The organism is Kribbella orskensis, from assembly GCF_004342085.1.
Taxonomy (GTDB): domain Bacteria; phylum Actinomycetota; class Actinomycetes; order Propionibacteriales; family Kribbellaceae; genus Kribbella; species Kribbella orskensis.
The window spans coordinates 256,331-272,722 of sequence record NZ_SLWM01000009.1 but is presented as its reverse complement, the minus strand read 5'-3'; the positions used below and the strand labels follow the sequence as shown (position 1 = coordinate 272,722).

Sequence of the window (16,392 nt, the reverse complement as noted above, 5' to 3'; positions counted from 1 at the left end):
CATGATGGTGATCACCGGGCCGCGGTGTCCGGTGAGCGGCTCATACTGAGCTCAGAACGGGAGAGAGAGCATGACGATGGCGCAAGCGGCCCCGAGGCCGCCGATGCGGTTCCCACGGCTGGCGCAGCCTTTCATCGCGCTCGGCCTGGCGATCCTGGCCGAGCTCGGCATCGCCTTCTTCGTGCTGAACGTGGTCGCGGTCCCGCTGATCGCGGTCTGGGTCGGCATCCCGATGCTGCTGGTGTTCGTGCCCTGCACCCGCTGGTTCGCGAACTGCCACCGCACCCTGCTCGCGAGCTTCACCGGTACGCCGATCCAGCGCCCGTACAAGAAGCCGCCGATGCCGGGCGTGCTGATGTGGCTGCGGACCACGCTGAGTGACCCGGCCACCTGGCGGGACATCGCGTGGCTGCTGGTGAACGCAGTGATCGGTTTCACCCTGACCCTGCTGTCCGCGGTGCTCTTCCTGGCCTCGGTCTTCTACCTGATCTACCCGTTCCTCGTCTGGGTGACGCCGGACGGTGTGTTCGACGAGCCGTTCGGTGGGCTGTTCACGCTCAACGTCGCCACCGCGTTCCTGATGGTCCCGTTCGGGTTGCTCGCCTTCCTGATCTGGACGGGTGCCGGCGAGCGGCTGCTCAAGGCGGACGCTTACCTGGCCCAGTCCCTGCTCGGTCCGACCGAGAACGCCAAGCTGGCGATCCGGGTCCGCGAGCTGGCCGAGTCCCGGGCCGAGACCGTCGACACCCAGGCGGCCGAGCTGCGCCGGATCGAGCGCGACCTGCACGACGGCGCCCAGGCCCGGCTGGCCGCCCTGAGCATGAACCTCGGCATGGCCGAGGAGATGGTCAACCGCGACCCCGCCCAGGCGGCCGCCCTGCTGACCGAGGCCCGCGAATCCGCCAGTACTGCGCTGTCGGAGCTGCGCGATCTGGTCCGTGGGATCCACCCGCCGGTGCTGGCCGACCGTGGGCTCGAGGGGGCCGTGAAGGCGCTCGCGATGAGCCTGCCGTTCAAGGTCGACGTGACGATCGACCTGCCGGGCCGGCCGCCCGCGCCGGTCGAGTCCGCGGCGTACTTCGCGGTGGCCGAGGCGCTGGCGAACGTGCTCAAGCACGCGGCGGCTACCACCGCCTGGGTCCAGCTCAGCCATGAGAAGGAGCGGCTGCACATCCTCGTCGGCGACGACGGTGTGGGCGGCGCCACGGTGCGACCCGGCGGCGGTTTGTACGGAATCGAGCGGCGACTGGCCGCCTTCGACGGTACGTTGACGGTGGCCAGCCCGACCGGCGGGCCGACCACCGTGATCATGGAGTTGCCTTGCGAGTCGTCATCGCTGAAGATCACGCCCTCCTCCGGGACGGCCTGATCCGGCTGCTGGAAGCCCACGACTTCGAAGTCGTCGAAGCCGTCGACAACGGCCCCCGGCTGGTCCCGGCGCTCGTCGAGCACCGGCCGGACGTGGCCGTCGTCGACGTCCGGCTCCCCCCGACCTTCACCGACGAGGGTCTGAAGGCGGCCATCGAGGCCCGCCGCCAGGTCCCCGGCCTGCCGATCCTCGTGCTGTCGCAGTACGTCGAACAGCTCTACGCCCGGGAACTCCTGACCGGAGGCGGCGGCGCGGTCGGGTACCTGCTCAAGGATCGGGTGTCCAACGTCGCCGAGTTCCTGGACTCGGTCCGCCGGGTGGCAGCCGGTGGCACCGCGATGGACCCGGAAGTGATCGGCCAGCTCCTGGCCCGCAACACCCGCGACGAGCCGATCGGCCGGCTGACCCCGCGCGAGTCCGAAGTACTGGGTCTGATGGCCGAAGGCCGCTCGAACGCCGCGATCGCCGGCGCCCTCTTCGTCACCGAGAAAGCAGTCAGCAAACACACCAACAACATCTTCGCCAAGCTCGACCTACCGCCGTCCGAGGACGACAACCGCCGCGTGATGGCGGTGCTCACCTATTTGTCTTCCCGGTGATGTAGAGGACGGCCGACGGGCTTCGTCCCCCGGATGAGAGCTCGCCGGATGGCGGGCAGGATTGATGGGAGTCAGGGATGACCAAGTTTTTGCTGATTGTGGACTACAACCCTGGGGCGATCGACACGCCGATGACTGAGTGGGCGCCGGAGGAGATCAAGGCGCACATGGATTACTACGGTGCGTTGAACGACGAGCTGCGGGCCAGCGGTGAGCTGGTGGATCTGCAGGCGCTGACGGGGCCGGAGCTGGCCAAGGTGGTGACGTCGAACGGGGTGAACGCGCCCGTGGTGACGGACGGGCCGTTCGTGGAGTTCAAGGAGATGCTCGCGGGGTTCCAGGTGGTGGACGTCGAGTCCGAGGAGCGGGCGATCGAGATCGCGGCCAGGGTCTCGCAGGTCCCCGGCCCGGGTGGCGTACCGCTGGAGCAGCCGATCACCGTACGCCGGGTGATGGGCGACGCCGATTTCGAGGAACTCAACCCCCTGGGCTGAACGCCGTACCGAACGACAGGTAGCGGTTCCCGTACTGCAGGGCTGGTCCCCGTACTGCGGGGCGCCACCGCCTCGGCCGGCGACGACTCACGCCGCGTCGACGACCACTACCTGTCGTTCGGTACGGGCTCCCTGTCAGAGCCAGATCCGGCGGAGGAATTCCTGCGTGCGGTTTCCGCCGGGTTCTCCAGGAGCTGCGCGGGCAGAAAAGTCAACGACGCCTGTACTCCGTGGGGCTGAGCCCTGTGTGGCGGCGGAAGCGGGTGGAGAAGTAGAGCGGGTTCGTGAAGCCCGTCTCGGCGGCTACGGAGGCGACGGGACGGGTGGTCAGTTCGAGCAGGCGGCAGGCTGCGTCGAGCCGGCGGCGTTCGACGAACTGCTGCGGGGCGACGCCTAGTTGGGTGCGGAACAAGTGGGCGAAGCGGGAGACGGACAGGTTGCTCGCGCGGGCCAGGGTCGCGACGGTCAGGTCTCCGCGCAGGTTGCGGTCGACGAACTCGATGGCACGGAGCAGCCGGTCGTCGAGCCGGGCGGCCTTGGGGTTCTGGGTATCGCACCACAGGAGCGCCGCTTCGAGGGCGTTGAAGGCGAGCGGTTCGCCCTGCGGGAGGACGCTGTCCTGATGCCGGACCGCATCGGACAGGGCGTGGGCGATGCGGTCCGCGACGGTGAGGCTGGGGAAGAGCCGAAGGATGCCCGGGGCAACAGGCGGCCAGTCGAGCAGCGGCAGCCAGTCGGGCCTGGGATGGAAATGCGCGAAGAGAAAGTGCCAGCGCCCTTCCGAGGACCGGCCCGGGTCAGGCATCCCGGCGTACTGCGGACCGCGCCGTGCTGCCTGCGGGGATGTGCCATGAGTGGAGGTGGCTGTGCCATAGTCCTGGCGGGTTCCCGGCTGGATCAGGATCGTGGTGCCCGGTCGGGCGATCACGTCTTCACCAGGCGCACCGATGCGGCCCTTGCCGTCAACGGTGTGGAACAGGAGCCAGTCGGTGGTCCCGCGGCGCCGGTAGGTCGCGTACCCCGGGCCCTCGTCGAACTCGCCGGCCAGCAACCGGCGTACGGTCGGGATGAAGGAGTCCGGCGTAGCAGGATCTCGAAGGTTCACAGCTCGATAGACTATCCACACGCCCGCGGGCTTGGCGGATGCTTTCAGGTATGACGAGCACTGTTGCAGAGGTGTACGAGCGGGACGGGATCGTGCAGGTCCCCGGCCTGCTCAGCCAGATCGAGGTCGAGCAGATCAAGTCCGCCTACATGACACAGGTCGCCGCGGACCACTCGCTGGCGATCGACGACGGGGTGCCGGCAGAGGACCCGCTCGCGCAGTACCCGCGATTCGTCCACCCGCACCGCAGGACCGACGTGGAGGCTGGCCGGCTAGCGCTTGAGCTGATCCTCGACAACCGGATCCTCGATGTGGTGACCACCTTGATCGGCCCTGCCCTGGGCGCCCAGTCGATGTTCTACTTCAAGCCACCGGGCGCTCGTGGTCAGGCGATGCACCAGGACAACACCTTCCTCCGCGCCCACCCCGAGACCTGCCTGGCCGCCTGGATCGCGATCGACGACGTGGACGCCGAGAACGGCGGCCTGGCCGTCGTTCCCGGCTCCCACCAGGTCGAACTCGTCTGCCCGGAGCCGGCCGACCTGACCGAGTCCTTCACCGACGTGGAAGTACCGATCCCCGACGGCATGCAGAAGGTGCAGACCCGGATGCGCGCAGGCGACGTCCTCTTCTTCCACGGCAGCGTGGTCCACGGCTCCCGCCCGAACACCAGCCCCGACCGCTTCCGCCGCTCGCTGATCTTCCACTACATCCCCGAGGCGAGTACTGAGATCGCCGCCTTCTACGACCCGTTGGTCCGCCCGGACCGGCGTACCGTCTCCATCCCTGCCGCCATCGGAGGCGGTCCTTGCGGCGACTATGCCGACGCCGAGCCGTGAGCGGCGAAGAGGCGGATCACCTCGTCCAGCCAGAACCGGGGTGACTCGGCCCAGGCTGCCGCTTCGAGTTCGTCGGCATGCACCAGCAACCGGTGCCAGGACACCGTTCGATGCACCGCGTGCAACGGACCAGCGACCGCCAGCTCCGCTCGCAGGACGTCGAGCGGTGCCAGGTCCGACCACTCCCCCAGGTAGGCGTCGGTGAGTTGGTCCAACCTCGGATCGTCCTCCGCCCAGGTGTCGCTGTCGTCGGGGCCGACCATTGCGGCTCGCACAGATGCCACCGTCGCGAAGGGGTGACCCCAGACCGCGTCGGCGAAGTCGAAGAACCGGAACGGCGCCGTGGGATGCGCGCCGAAGACGTTGTGGACGTGCAGGTCGTTCTGGTCCAGCGCCATCGGGACCGCGCCGGTCAGCCTCGCACCCCATCCGGCGAGGGTGTCACCAGCCTGCCGTACGCCGCCCAGCGTGGCCCGGTCCAGTCGCAGCGGGTGATCGTTGCCGAGCGCATCGAACCAGTCGGCCACGCCATGCACCGCATCGGCCAGCCGCGACGGGGCCAGCGACGTCAACCCGCTGGCGAGCAAGCGTTCCTCGACCCCGATCGTGGCGCGCTGCAGCCCGGCGTACTCGGTGACGAGCCGGCGCCACAGCGGCAGGCGGTCCGCGTCCGGCACCTGGTCGTCGAGTGTCGGACCCTGGTCCGCCGTCAGCATCCAGCCGTACCCCGGCTCGATCGCGAGCGGCGCGACCACGTGTTGCGGAAGTGCCTGGGCCATCGCTGCCACCAGTGCAGCCTCGAACGACTGCCCCGGGTTGTTCTCCTTGAACCAGAACAGGCCGTGATCGGTCGAGTAACACCAGACCGCCGCCCAGAAGCGGATCTTGTACGGCACCGGAGCACCGATCACGACGATCCCCGCGTCCGTCAGGCGTCCCCGCACCCAGGCATCCGCTGCCGCGAACCAGTCGTCACCGGTCCAGCGCCGGACCCACTGTCCACCGGCGTCGTCCTTGAGTGACCGCGGTTGCGGCGGACTCCGACGCTCTACTCGCAACTCCACTCCCGGGAGTTTGTCAGCTCCGGGGATCAGCTCTGTCACAACCGCCGGAGAACCGGTGTCTTAAATGTCGCACCTTGGAACGAAGGAGTTGCCATGACCGAGAACACCGATGTCATCGTGGTCGGCGGCGGATACGCCGGCGTGATGGCGGCCAACCGCCTGACGCGGCGCGGCGGCGTGAAAGTGACCCTGATCAACCCTCGTCCGGCCTTTGTCGAACGGATCCGCCTGCACCAGCTCGTCACCGGGTCCGACGACGCGCTGGTGGACTACCAGGAGGTCCTGGCCGGCGGCGTCGGGCTGGTGGTCGACACCGTGACCCGGATCGACGCGGCCGGGCGTCGGGTGACCTTGGCGAGCGGCGGCAGCCTCGACTCCGACTACCTGATCTACGCCGTCGGCAGCGGCAGCGCCGTCCCCACTGTGCCCGGCGCGGCGGAGTACGCGTACCTGATCGCCACCCTGGAAGAAGCACAGCGGCTGCAGCCGGTCCTCGACGCCGCGCCCGCATCGGCCGCGCTGACGGTGGTGGGAGCCGGGCCGACCGGCCTTGAAACCGCTTCCGAGCTGGCGGAGCAGGGCCGGAAGGTGACGCTCGTTTGCGGAGAGGTCCTCGGGCCCTACCTGCATCCGCGTGCTCGGCGCTCGGTGGCCCGGCGGCTCGCCAAGCTCGGAGTGACCGTGCTCGAAGGCCCCGGCGCGACGGTGACGGCCGTGACCCCTGATGCGGTCGAGCTCGCCGATGGCCGCGAGTTGCCCGGCGCTGTGACCATCTGGACCGCCGGATTCGGCGTACCCGATCTGGCCGCCCGCAGCGGGCTGAGCACAGATGACTTGGGGCGGCTGCTCACCGACGAGACGCTCACGAGCGTCGACGACGCACGCGTCATCGCCACCGGGGACTCGGCGGCACCATCGGACCTGCCGGTGCGGATGAGCTGCCAGTCCGCGATGCAGCTGGGCCCACAGGCCGCCGAGACCGTGCTGAGCCGGATCGCCGGCAAGCAGCCGAAGAACTTCAGCGTCGGGTTCTTCGGTGAGTGCATCAGCTTGGGACGCCGCGCCGGAGTCGTCCAGCTCGCCCGGAAGAACGACGCTGTGACAAGGGCGTACTACGAGGGCGGCCGGTCCATGGCGACGCTCAAGGAGGCTGTGTGCTGGAGCACCGTCTGGCAGTTGAAGCAAGAGGCGCGCCGACCGGGCCAGCTCGATCTCTGGTTCAAGGACCGCCAACGCCAGAAGGTACTGCGGGCCAAGGCCGGCAAGGCACCGGCGGACGCCGGTCGACCGTCCTGAGGAGTGCCGAGATGAGCGACCAAGCCGACCCTGCGACCGAGGCCTTCGTTGCCCACCGAAACCTGCTCTTCACCGTCGCCTACGAGATCCTCGGATCGGCGGCCGACGCGGAGGACGTGCTGCAGGAGACCTGGCTGCGCTGGGTCAAGGTCGATCTGGATCAGGTGCGCGATCAGCGCGCATACCTGATCCGCATCACCACCCGCCAGTCGCTCAACCGCCTGCGCACCCTGCAACGGCGCAGGGAGGCGTATGTCGGTCCCTGGCTGCCCGAGCCTCTGCTCACCGCACCGGACGCGGCCGAGGACGTCGAGCTGGCCGAGAGTGTGTCGATGGCGATGATGCTCGTCCTCGAGACGCTCTCGCCGACCGAGCGCGCCGTCTTCGTGCTGCGCGAGGCGTTCGATGTCAGCTATGGCGAGATCGCGGCGGCGGTCGACAAGAGTCCGGCGGCCGTACGTCAGATCGCGCACCGCGCCCGGGCGCACGTCGACGCCCGGCGCCCCCGCAAGGTGGTCTCCTGGAGCGAAGGGAAGGCGGTGCTGGAGGCCTTCCAGCGCGCGGTCGAGGCCAGCGATCTGCAGGGCCTGCTGGACGTGCTCGCGCCCGACGTGGTCGCGGTCAGCGACGGTGGCGGGCTGAAACTGAACGCGCTGCAGCCGATCGTCGGCGTGGAGAAGGTGATCCGCATGTTCGTCGGAAGCATGCAGAAGATCGGCGGCACGCTCACCACCGAACCGACCGTGATCAACGGAAGCCCGGCACTGCTGTTCAGCTTCGACGGAGAGCTCGACGGCGTTGTCGCGCTGCGGATCGAGGACAACCGCGTCACCGGCATCTACTACGTCCGAAACCCGGAGAAGCTGTCCCGCCTCGAGTGCGAAACCTCGCTCACCCTGCACTGAGCTGAGCACCAGGCCTGCGCGCCGCCGGCCGGCTGGACGGCGCGGGCCCGCCCTCAGCTGGTGTAGTCGCGGAAGCCGCGGGACGTCTTGCGACCGAGGTATCCGGCAGTGACCAGGTGCTCCAGCAGCGGGGCGGGGGCGAAGCCGGGCTCGCGGAACTCCAGGTAGAGGGTGCGCTGGATGGCGAGCGACACGTCCAGGCCGACGACGTCGAGGAGCTCGAACGGGCCCATCGGGAGGCGGCAACCGAGCTTCATCGCGGCGTCGATGTCGTCGACGCCGGCGTAGTGCGCCTCGAGCATCCGGACCGCGTCGTTCAGGTACGGGAAGAGCAGGGCGTTGACGATGAAGCCGGCCCGGTCGCCGCAGCGGACCGGGTGCTTGCCTGCGGCAACTGCCAGCGCGGCCACGCTGTCGGCGACCTGCGGCGAGGTGCTGACCGTGCTGACCACCTCGACCAGCTTCATCACCGGCGCGGGGTTGAAGAAGTGCAGGCCGACCACGTCCGCCGGCCGCTTGGTCGCCATCGCCAGGTCGATCACCGGCAGGCTCGACGTGGTGGTCGCCAGGATCGCGCCCGGCTTGCAGATCTCGTCGAAGGTCTCGAACAGCGCCTGCTTCACGCTGAGCTCCTCGACCACGGCCTCGATCACCAGATCGGCCGACGCGAGGTCGTCGAGCCGGGCGGTCCCGGTGATCCGGGTCAGCGCCGAGTCGCGCTCGTCGGAGGAGAGCTTGCCGCGCTGGACACCCTTCTCCAGCGAGCGTTCGAGCCCGGCCCGGACCCGGTCCACCTTCTCGGTCCCCCGGGCCACGTACAGCACGTCGTACCCGGCCTTGGCGCAGACCTCGATGATGCCGACGGCCATCGTCCCCGAGCCGACCACGCCCACCTGACGGATCGGCCGGATCGGCGTGTCGCCGGCATCGGCGCGCGGGGTCAGATCGTCATCGACGACGACCGGCGAGTCGGGCGCCTCGTAGGTGTAGAAGCCGCGCCCCGCCTTCCGGCCGAGCAGCCCGGCGGTGACCATCTGCTTGAGGATCGGGGACGGTGCGTGCAGCCGGTTCCGCCCCTGCTTGTACATCGTGTCGAGGATCTCGTACGCCGTGTCGAGGCCGATCAGGTCCAGCAGCGCCAGCGGGCCCATCGGGTAACCGCAGCCCAGCCGCATCGCCGCGTCCACGTCCTCGCGGGTGGCGTAGTGCGACTCGACCATCGAGACGGCGTGGTTCAGGTAGCCGAAGAGCAGGGCGTTCGCGATGAAGCCGGCCCGGTCGGCCGCGACCACCGGCACCTTGTCCAGCCGGCGGGCCAGCGCGAGCACGTCCTCGACCACGTCCGGCTCGGTGACGACGGTCCTGATCACCTCGACGAACTCCTGCACCGGCGCCGGGTTGAAGAAGTGCATGCCGACCACGCGGCGCGGGCGCTGGGTGGCGACGGAGATCTCGGTGACCGACAGCGAGGAGGTGTTGGTGGCCAGGATCGCGTCGTCGCGGACCACCTTGTCCAGCGCGGAGAAGATCTCCCGCTTCAGCTCGAGCCGCTCGATCACGGCCTCGATCACCAGGTCGCAGTCGGCCAGCGCCTCGATCTCGGTGGCGAAGGTGACCCGGTCGAACAGCGCCTGCTGGTCCTCGACCGACAGCTTGCCGCGCTTCACCGCCCGGTCGGTCGAGTGCTGGATGTGCCCGCGGCCGCGCTCGACCGCCTCCTCGTCGCGCTCCACGCCGACGACGCTCAGCCCGTGCCGGGCGAACACCTCCGCGATACCGGCACCCATCGTGCCGAGACCGACAACTCCCACCGTCTTCAGATCGCGCGCCATGGCTCGAAGTGTGCCAGTCGCCACAGTGGTCTGGACATGAGGTGTGTCACCAGCGAGGGCAACCTCACACCTCTTCGAAGACCGCCGGAGTGTTCTCCCAGGCGTCCAGGAGCCGCTCCGGGTCCGGCGCCGCCTCCAACGCGGCGGCGATCAGCTTTGGCCGCACGTCCTGTACTGCGAGCTGCCGCGGCTCGATCCACACGGCCCGGTAGCTGCCGCTCTCCGACTCGGCCGGGCTCGACATCTCCTCTCCCGTGCCGGACCCGAAGTCGCCGCTGAGAATCTCGGCCCGGTAATACAGCTGCGTACTCAGCCCGAAGTGCACCACTGCGACAAGCCCTCGGATCTTCACGATCACCCCGAGCTCCTCGTAGGCCTCCCGGGCGGCGGCCTCCACCGGATTCTCGTCCTCCTCGACCTGCCCGCCCGGCAGTACGTAGTACGTCCTCCCCTCCCGGACGCGCTCGATCGCCGCGACGCCCAGCTCGGTGCACAGCAGGATCCCCGCCCGGATCACGCGGTCGCCAGGACGTAGAACCAGCCGCCGACCCGCGACTGGTGGCGCTCCAGGTGCAGCACGGTCCAGCCGGTGTCGGTGAGCAACTGCCGCAACGGTTCCTCCTGCCACATCGTGAAGTGCCGTGGGAGATCGAGATACCGGTTCGACCACTCGTCGCCATCACCTTCGCGCGTGGTGAACGCGAGCAGACCCGCCGCCTCCCGCGCCTTCCGCAGTACGACGGCCAGCTGGTCGGGGTCGAAGTGCAGGAAAACGGCATCGGCGAAGACCACGTCATAAGGCCCGCCGAAGTCGTCCACCAACGCGTTCAGCCGGCCTGCCTCGAACCCGTCCGCCCGCATCATCTCGACGAACGACCAGGCCGCGTCGGTACGCCGTACGCGATAGCCGCGCTCCTCCAGCTCCACGGCATCCCGTCCGGTCCCGCTCCCCAGCTCCAGGACGGTCGCGCCCGGGCGGAGCCGGTCACCGGCCAGGTCGAGCAGCTCGAGCAGCGGGCCGTTGGGATCACGCGGGATCGACTCCCGGAACCGGTCCGCCGCCTGCTCATAGGTGGCCAGGGTGACCTCGTTGGCGCTCGGCAGGATCGACCACCCGTCGCCGTCGTGCTCGATCACCACCCGGCCCGCCGGCAGCGCGATCGGCAGGTCCAGGGTCGGCGCGATCACCGCGACCGTCTCACCGCGATGCTGGTCCGCGATCTCTCGGAGCACCTCGTCGCCCGGCCCGGACGGCAGCGCCACCAGCTGGACCCCCAGGTTCGCGGCCAGCAGCCCGGCCGGCGCCCCCACATCCGCGCTCGCGTAGACCCGGGCGATCCGCTCGCCCGTCAGGCTGCCTCGGTAGGCGGGCGGCAGGACGATGAGCCGCGCCGGGCACATCAGGTTCATCCGCGGACGAACTCCAGTGCCTGCTCCGCGAACCTGGGCCAGCTGGCCGCGTGCTCGAGCGGAACGACCACCCACTCCTTCATCGGCCGGCCCATGCCGGGGTCGAAGTGCTCGGCGCCGGCCAGCGCGAGTGCCTCCTCGCGCGGTTCGGGCGGCAGCTTGAACGTCATCGCGTCGCCGTACAGCCCGGCGAGCATCTTCTTCTCGATCTTCAGGCACGGCATCCCGAACATGCTGCCCTGCACCACCCCGGCGGGCTCCAGCCCCACCGCGACCGCCTCGTACTCCGTTCTGGCCTGCAGGCTGATCTTCGGCTTCATACCGGCAGCTTCTCAGCAACACACCCCACGCGCCATCAACCCCGCCCGCCGAGTGCACTACCGTGCTTCTTCGTGCGCCTGGTGATTGCTCGTTGCTCAGTGGACTACTCCGGCCGGTTGACCGCCCATCTGCCGATGGCGCCGCGGCTGTTGATGGTGAAGGCGGACGGGTCCGTGCTGATCCACGCCGACGGCGGGTCGTACAAGCCGCTCAACTGGATGTCTCCCCCGTGCAGGCTGACGGAGGAGGAAGGCGTCTGGAGCGTCACCAACAAGGCCGGCGAGGAACTGCGGATCACCTTCGAGGAGGTGCTCAGCGATTCGTCGTACGAGCTCGGGCTCGACCCCGGCCTGATCAAGGACGGCGTCGAGGCGCACCTGCAGGAGTTGCTGGCCGAGCACGTGCACACGTTCGGCGAGGGGTTCACCCTGGTCCGGCGCGAGTACCCGACCGCGATCGGCCCGGTCGACCTGCTCTGCCGTGACGCGGACGGCAGGCACGTCGCCGTCGAGATCAAGCGCCGCGGTGAGATCGACGGCGTGGAACAACTCACCCGGTACGTCGAACTGCTGAACCGCGACCCGCTGCTCGCCCCGGTCCGCGGCATCTTCGCCGCCCAGCTGATCAAGCCCCAGGCCCAGTTCCTCGCCACCGACCGCGGCCTGGAATGCGTCACCGTCGACTACGACGCCCTCCGCGGGATGGAATCCGACGTACTGCGCCTGTTCTGACCCGCCCGGCCCGTTGACAGGAACGGTTCAGCGTCGGTGACACGTGGCTGCACGGGTCCCGGTGAGGACGGTGGGTCGGCCGTCCTCACCGGACTTGACGAAAGGTGCTCAGCAGGCGACCACCGCGTCCACGGTGAAGCCTTGCGCCACCACGGATTGGTCGGTCACGAGGCGGACCGAGCCGGTCGGGGTGGTGATGCACGGTGAGGTCGCACCGTTGCGATCCTGGCCTGTGTAGCGGGCCAGTTCGTTACCGGCGCCGTCGGACACGATGACGAAGTCGAAGTTCTTCTCCGTGTCGAGCAGGCTGAAGTGGAACGCGAACCCACCGGTGCCGTTGTCATAGGTCCAGGTGCAGTCGCCGTTGTTGCCGTACGGGTGCGGCGACCCGAACGGGACGGTGGCATCTGGGTCGCTGAGGCAGGGCGGAGGCGGCGGAGTGGCAGGCGTGCAACCGGAGTGGACGCCGACTGCTGCCCAGGCGGCGCTGACCGCGGCCCGGCTCGATCCCGCTACTGCGACCGGGGAGTTGCGGGCGTCGCAGAAGTTCGCGAACTCCGGCAGGCTGGTGAATCCGTCGTAGAAGACCTGCGCGGCTCGGTCCAGTCCAATCGCCGGCACCGTGACGTCGCAGTCCGCCGTGTGCGTGTGACCGCTCAGGCTCCCGCCACAGCCGACGTTCTTGCCGCCGTTGACGGCCAGGTAGTAGGCATGGTTCGGGATGCCGCTGTTGGAGTGCACACCACCGTTGTCTGCCGTCGTCACGATGAATTCGCTGAAGTGGTCCGGATCGGCGTCCTCCTGCGGATCGCCCATGTTCCGGAAGGCCAGTACGATGTCCGGTGCTTTGATGACGTCCTCGCCGATCAGCCAATCCGGCGACCCGGCCGGGTCCCGGCGGTTCTGGGCCGCGTAGAACTCGATCGTGTTGCCCATCATGTCGCTGAAGGACTCGTTCAGCGCCCCGGACTGGTTCTCGTAGATGAGGTTCGAGGTGAACTCGGTGACGCCGTGGGTGAGTTCGTGCCCGACCACGTCGAGGCCGCCGGACAGCGGCAGGCAACTGGTTCCGTCGCCGTCGCCGTACGTCATCTGCACGCCGTTCCAGAACGCGTTGCAGTAGCGGTTCGCGAAGTGCACGGTCGAGATCAGCGGCATGCCCTTGTCGTCGACGCTGTTCCGCCCGAAGACATCGGCGTAGAAGTCGTCGACCACGGCCGTGTAGTAGTGCGCGTCCACGCCCGGCGCCTGGCTGGGTGACAGGAACTTCGGCTTGTTGAAGTTCCAGTGGTCGTCACTGTCGGTCATGATCGTGCCCCGCACCTGCATGTTCCCGGCGTCGTACGTCTCCTGGCGGCCGTCGGCCGAGCGCAGGAAGGTGCTGCCGACCTGGATGGTGGAGAACGTCTTGGGGTCGCCCTTCACTCCGGTCCCGTCGCCGTGCGCGACTGCGTCGTACTGCTTCTTGACCGCGCCGGAAGTGGCGTCGACCCACTGCACCCAGCGCTGATCCGCGCGCTGGGTCACGACCTGGTGGAAGAGTCGCCCGTCGCTGGGATCGATCCGCAGGGCGGACGACCACTCGCCTGCGGCTCCGACCCGCTTCGCCGCGATACCGCGGGCGCCCGCGGCCGACACCGAGGCACTGTTCTTGGCTTTCAGGCCCGGGAAGTACGCGCCGACCACGGCGGTGGTCCGGCCCGACTTGTCGGCCAGCACGGTCAACTGGCCGCCGAGGACCCTGGCGGCGCCGACCATCTGCTGGTAGCGGGTCTGGGTACCGCCGCCGGCCCGGTCGGCGGTCCAGAGTTTCACCATCCCCGGCGGTATGGCGAAGGTACCGGCGTCAGCTCCGGACAGGGCTATCGACCCGCCCGGGAGTGGAGTGGTGGCCGCCTGCCCGGCGGTAGCGGTGGTGCCGCCGGCGGTGGCCAGTGCGAGGGCCGCGATCGCGACCACGACGGTTGATCGGTGCATGACAGGGCCTTCCCAGTCGAAGGGAACGTCGACGGGTCGGCCGAACTCCTGCCCCGAGAAGTCGCCCGTACAAAGCAGTCGTTCCCCTGGCTCCGGATACCGGGACCGGGCGCGTCGATTTCACTCGGGCGGGGTGACAGGAGTAGCGTCCACGCCCGGTCCCGGTCTGGCCACTTCCTGCCCGAACAGCGAAATTTGCCCGATTTCGGGCAAGACCTTGGCGTTGGCCCCTAAGACACTGCACAGTTGACGGGTGATCAGTGAGGCGGCGGCGGGTCCGGTAGACGAACTCGCGGATCAGATCAGCCGGACGACCGGACTTCCGCCGGACGACGCGCGGCGGGTGGTCGCCGACGTCCTGGCCTACTTCACCGAGACCACCGAAGAGTACGTCCGGCGCCGGCACCGCGAACTGCAGACCTACGGTGCCCGCAACGACGAGATCTTCGCCCGGCTCGGCACCGAGCTGCGGCACTGGCCGGTGCGCTCTCCCGAACTCTCCACCCGGCAGCTACGACGGATCGTCTACGGCTGACGGCGACATCACCCCGTGAGCCCGCCGGCACGGCGGGCCTTTCCACGACAACCTCCGAAAGGCATGAACACATGTGCGGAATCGTCGGGTACGTCGGCACCAAGCCGGCCGCGCCCATCCTGGTGGACGGACTGGCGCGACTGGAGTACCGCGGCTACGACTCGGCCGGTGTCGCCGTACTCGGGTCCAGCGAGCTGAAGGTGCACAAGGACGCCGGCCGGGTTCGTGAGCTGGAGGCCTCGCTGCCGAAGCGGTTCGGCGGCAAGCTCGGCATCGGCCACACCCGGTGGGCGACCCACGGCGGTCCGAGCAAGGACAACGCGCACCCCCATGCCAGCGGCAACGAGCGGATCGCCGTCGTGCACAACGGCATCTTCGACAACGCAGGCGCGTTGCGGGCCCAGCTGGAGGAAGCCGGCGTCAAGCTGCGCTCCGAGACCGACACCGAGGTGCTCGCGCACCTGATCGAGCAGGCCGAGGGCAACACGCTCGAGGAGAAGGTGATGGCCGCCCTGCGCCGGATCGAGGGCACCTACGGCATCGCCGTGATCGACCTGGACTTCCCGGACCGGATCGTGGTCGCCCGCAACGGCAGCCCGCTGATTCTCGGCATCGGCGACGGCGAGATGCACGTCGCCTCCGACGCGGCCGCGCTGATCCGCTACACCCGTCAGGTCGTCTACCTGGACGACGGCGAGCTGGCCACCGTCCGTGCCGACGGCTACCGCACCTTCACCCAGGACGCCGCGCCCACCACCAAGACCGCCAAGACGGTCGAGTGGGAGGCCGACGAGTACGAGCGCGGCCTGCACGAGCACTTCATGATGAAGGAGATCCACGAGCAGCCGGACGCGGTCGGCCGGGCCATCCGCGGCCGGCTGGACGAGCGCTTCCACACCGTCCACCTGGGCGGCCTGAACATGGACGCCCGCGAGGCCCGGGAGATCAAGCGGGTCAAGATCCTCGGTTGCGGTTCGGCGTACTACGCCGGCCAGATGGGCGCGCAGTTCATCGAGGAGGTCGCCCGGATCCCCGCCGACGCCGAGCCTGCCTCGGAGTTCCGCTACCGCAACCCAGTGGTCGAGCGCGACACCCTGTACGTCGCGGTCAGCCAGTCCGGCGAGACCCTGGACACGCTGGTGGCCGTCCAGGAACTCAAGCGCAAGGGTGGCCGGGTGATCGGCCTGGTGAACGCGGTCGGCTCCAGCATCGCCCGCGAGGTCGACGGCGGCGTCTACCTGCACGGCGGTCCCGAGGTCTCGGTGGCGTCCACCAAGGCGCTGACGAACATGGCGGTCGCGTTCGCGATGCTCGGCATCCACCTCGGCCGGATCCGCGACGTCTCCCCCGCCGACGGCCGCCGGCTGATCGAGGGCCTGAAGAAGATTCCCGCGCAGATCCAGGCGATCGTCGACCAGGAGGAGTCGCTGGCCGAGATCGCCGGCCGCCTCTCCAAGCACGAGAGCCTGTTCTTCGTCGGCCGGACCCGCGGCTACCCGGTCGCCCGCGAAGGCGCCCAGAAGCTGAAGGAGATCTCCTACCGGCACGCCGAGGCGTACCAGACCTCCGAGCTGAAGCACGGCCCGCTGGCACTGATCTCGCCGGACGTGCCGAGCGTCGCCATCGTCCCGGACGACGAGCTGCTGGACCGCAACATCGGCGCCCTGCACGAGATCGCCGCCCGCTCGGGCCCGCTGTACGTCGTGACGCACCCGGGCGTGGAGATCCCGGCCGGCGCGGCCGCGGTGATCGTGGTACCGAAGAACGAGCCGGAGCTCGACCCGATCCTGCTCACCATCCCGCTGCAGATCCTCGCGTACTACGCGGCGGTCGCGCTCGGCCACGACGTCGACAAGCCCCGCAACCTGGCCAAGTCCGTCACCGTCGAGTAGCCACCGGACCGCCGGCCCATCAC

At 69.1% G+C, this 16,392-nt stretch carries 16 protein-coding genes; 9 read left to right on the top strand and 7 right to left on the bottom strand.

The annotated features are described in order from the left end of the window. Positions 1-70 precede the first annotated feature (70 nt). The 3 genes from EV644_RS24675 to EV644_RS24665 all read left to right on the top strand — a co-directional run bounded on the left by EV644_RS24675 (position 71) and on the right by EV644_RS24665 (position 2,462). A complete protein-coding gene (locus tag EV644_RS24675; protein WP_132190882.1) occupies positions 71-1,369 on the top strand; it encodes a sensor histidine kinase in 1,299 nt (432 codons plus the stop codon). Further along, on the top strand, positions 1,321-1,968 hold the full coding sequence (locus EV644_RS24670; RefSeq protein ID WP_132190883.1) for a response regulator: 648 nt from the start codon (positions 1,321-1,323) through the stop codon (positions 1,966-1,968). Before EV644_RS24675 ends, EV644_RS24670 begins: the two co-directional genes overlap by 49 nt. A 77-nt stretch (positions 1,969-2,045) precedes the next feature. Next, a complete protein-coding gene (locus EV644_RS24665; protein ID WP_132190884.1) occupies positions 2,046-2,462 on the top strand; it encodes a YciI family protein in 417 nt (138 codons plus the stop codon). A 211-nt stretch (positions 2,463-2,673) separates the two neighbouring features. Here the strand turns inward: EV644_RS24665 and EV644_RS24660 are convergent, their stop codons facing one another. After that, positions 2,674-3,567 (bottom strand): helix-turn-helix domain-containing protein, encoded by an 894-nt coding sequence (locus EV644_RS24660; RefSeq protein WP_132190885.1) that lies wholly within the window; start codon positions 3,565-3,567, stop codon positions 2,674-2,676. A gap of 50 nt (positions 3,568-3,617) precedes the next feature. On the opposite strand from EV644_RS24660, the gene EV644_RS24655 reads away from it, so the two are divergent. Then, positions 3,618-4,406: a phytanoyl-CoA dioxygenase family protein gene (locus EV644_RS24655; protein WP_132190886.1), complete on the top strand. Its 789-nt coding sequence runs from the start codon at positions 3,618-3,620 to the stop codon at positions 4,404-4,406. Here the strand turns inward: EV644_RS24655 and EV644_RS24650 are convergent. Beyond that, complete coding sequence (locus EV644_RS24650; RefSeq protein WP_132190887.1) at positions 4,385-5,470, bottom strand: aminoglycoside phosphotransferase/kinase family protein; 1,086 nt, start codon at positions 5,468-5,470, stop codon at positions 4,385-4,387. The two genes, EV644_RS24655 and EV644_RS24650, sit on opposite strands and share 22 nt — an antisense overlap. 93 nt (positions 5,471-5,563) lie before the next feature. Between EV644_RS24650 and EV644_RS24645 the strand changes: the two genes are divergently transcribed. Both EV644_RS24645 and EV644_RS24640 read left to right on the top strand, forming a co-directional pair. Next, positions 5,564-6,766, top strand: coding sequence for an NAD(P)/FAD-dependent oxidoreductase (locus EV644_RS24645; RefSeq protein WP_132190888.1), 1,203 nt, complete (start codon positions 5,564-5,566; stop codon positions 6,764-6,766). A gap of 11 nt (positions 6,767-6,777) precedes the next feature. Next, positions 6,778-7,671 carry an RNA polymerase sigma-70 factor gene (locus tag EV644_RS24640; protein WP_132190889.1) on the top strand — a complete coding sequence of 298 codons (894 nt, stop codon included), beginning with the start codon at positions 6,778-6,780 and terminating at the stop codon, positions 7,669-7,671. A gap of 53 nt (positions 7,672-7,724) precedes the next feature. Here EV644_RS24640 and EV644_RS24635 read toward each other — a convergent pair whose 3' ends face one another. From EV644_RS24635 to EV644_RS24620, 4 genes are all read right to left on the bottom strand, one after another. After that, positions 7,725-9,503, bottom strand: coding sequence for a 3-hydroxyacyl-CoA dehydrogenase family protein (locus EV644_RS24635; protein WP_132190890.1), 1,779 nt, complete (start codon positions 9,501-9,503; stop codon positions 7,725-7,727). Between the two features lie 64 nt (positions 9,504-9,567). Continuing rightward, the gene (locus EV644_RS24630; protein WP_158292918.1) at positions 9,568-10,020 is read right to left on the bottom strand and encodes an NUDIX domain-containing protein; all 453 of its coding nucleotides are present in this window, start codon (positions 10,018-10,020) and stop codon (positions 9,568-9,570) included. Continuing rightward, on the bottom strand, positions 10,017-10,913 hold the full coding sequence (locus EV644_RS24625; RefSeq protein ID WP_132190892.1) for a class I SAM-dependent methyltransferase: 897 nt from the start codon (positions 10,911-10,913) through the stop codon (positions 10,017-10,019). The genes EV644_RS24630 and EV644_RS24625 overlap by 4 nt, the downstream gene beginning before the upstream one ends. Then, positions 10,910-11,233: a hypothetical protein gene (locus EV644_RS24620; RefSeq protein ID WP_132190893.1), complete on the bottom strand. Its 324-nt coding sequence runs from the start codon at positions 11,231-11,233 to the stop codon at positions 10,910-10,912. Before EV644_RS24620 ends, EV644_RS24625 begins: the two co-directional genes overlap by 4 nt. A gap of 72 nt (positions 11,234-11,305) precedes the next feature. On the opposite strand from EV644_RS24620, the gene nucS reads away from it, so the two are divergent. After that, the gene (nucS, locus tag EV644_RS24615) at positions 11,306-11,965 is read left to right on the top strand and encodes an endonuclease NucS (RefSeq protein ID WP_132190894.1); all 660 of its coding nucleotides are present in this window, start codon (positions 11,306-11,308) and stop codon (positions 11,963-11,965) included. A 108-nt stretch (positions 11,966-12,073) separates the two neighbouring features. Here nucS and EV644_RS24610 read toward each other — a convergent pair whose 3' ends face one another. Further along, positions 12,074-13,942 carry a M4 family metallopeptidase gene (locus tag EV644_RS24610; protein WP_132190895.1) on the bottom strand — a complete coding sequence of 623 codons (1,869 nt, stop codon included), beginning with the start codon at positions 13,940-13,942 and terminating at the stop codon, positions 12,074-12,076. 253 nt (positions 13,943-14,195) lie between these two features. Between EV644_RS24610 and EV644_RS24605 the strand changes: the two genes are divergently transcribed. Together EV644_RS24605 and glmS are read left to right on the top strand one after the other, a co-directional pair. After that, a complete protein-coding gene (locus EV644_RS24605; protein ID WP_241998679.1) occupies positions 14,196-14,477 on the top strand; it encodes a hypothetical protein in 282 nt (93 codons plus the stop codon). Positions 14,478-14,548: 71 nt separating this feature from the next. Continuing rightward, entirely contained in the window at positions 14,549-16,369 is a 1,821-nt protein-coding gene (gene glmS / locus EV644_RS24600) for a glutamine--fructose-6-phosphate transaminase (isomerizing) (RefSeq protein ID WP_132190896.1), read from the top strand. Positions 16,370-16,392 lie beyond the last annotated feature (23 nt).

Coding starts and splice junctions, on each gene's coding strand:
- EV644_RS24675 (WP_132190882.1), top strand. CDS start 71: ATGACGATGGCGCAAGCGGCCCCGAGGCCGCCGATGCGGTTCCCACGG.
- EV644_RS24665 (WP_132190884.1), top strand. CDS start 2,046: ATGACCAAGTTTTTGCTGATTGTGGACTACAACCCTGGGGCGATCGAC.
- EV644_RS24655 (WP_132190886.1), top strand. CDS start 3,618: ATGACGAGCACTGTTGCAGAGGTGTACGAGCGGGACGGGATCGTGCAG.
- EV644_RS24645 (WP_132190888.1), top strand. CDS start 5,564: ATGACCGAGAACACCGATGTCATCGTGGTCGGCGGCGGATACGCCGGC.
- EV644_RS24640 (WP_132190889.1), top strand. CDS start 6,778: ATGAGCGACCAAGCCGACCCTGCGACCGAGGCCTTCGTTGCCCACCGA.
- EV644_RS24635 (WP_132190890.1), bottom strand. CDS start 9,503: ATGGCGCGCGATCTGAAGACGGTGGGAGTTGTCGGTCTCGGCACGATG.
- EV644_RS24625 (WP_132190892.1), bottom strand. CDS start 10,913: ATGAACCTGATGTGCCCGGCGCGGCTCATCGTCCTGCCGCCCGCCTAC.
- EV644_RS24620 (WP_132190893.1), bottom strand. CDS start 11,233: ATGAAGCCGAAGATCAGCCTGCAGGCCAGAACGGAGTACGAGGCGGTC.
- EV644_RS24610 (WP_132190895.1), bottom strand. CDS start 13,942: ATGCACCGATCAACCGTCGTGGTCGCGATCGCGGCCCTCGCACTGGCC.
- glmS (WP_132190896.1), top strand. CDS start 14,549: ATGTGCGGAATCGTCGGGTACGTCGGCACCAAGCCGGCCGCGCCCATC.